Source organism: Cupriavidus sp. 05N39, from assembly GCF_056397325.1.
Map to the genome: position 1 here is coordinate 1 of NZ_JBFTNE010000386.1, position 378 is coordinate 378.

The window sequence follows — 378 nt, forward strand, 5'->3', positions numbered from 1 at the left end:
GTGGCGGCGTGGCGGCATCCTCCAGCACGCGCCTGAGCACATCGCCGGTCTGCGCCCACTCCTCGGTCTGCAGGCGGAACAGGATCGCGGCCTTGTTCGGGAAGTACTGGTACAGCGAGCCGATGCTGACCCCGGCACGCTCGGCCACCCGTGCGGTGGTGAAACGGGCGGCGCCCTGCTGGGCCAGAACCTGAGCAGCCGCCTCCAGGATCACCGCCACCAGCGCGTTGGAGCGGCTCTGGCGCGGGCGTTTTCTTGAGGAAATCTGCGGGGTTGCGCGGTCGTTCATGCGGCGGGGACCCGTGCCAGGGAATGCGAATAGTGCGGATCGGGGATCGGCCGTATTCTGGAAATGCGACGAATCACTCGCATACTAGG

General features: G+C 66.9%; 1 protein-coding gene. It reads right to left on the minus strand.

Translation table 11 applies throughout. The annotated features are described in order from the left end of the window. On the minus strand, positions 1-289 hold a 289-nt coding region (locus tag AC1DN0_RS41825), incomplete at its 3' end, for a helix-turn-helix domain-containing protein (protein WP_477146717.1). Between the last annotated feature and the right edge of the window lie 89 nt (positions 290-378).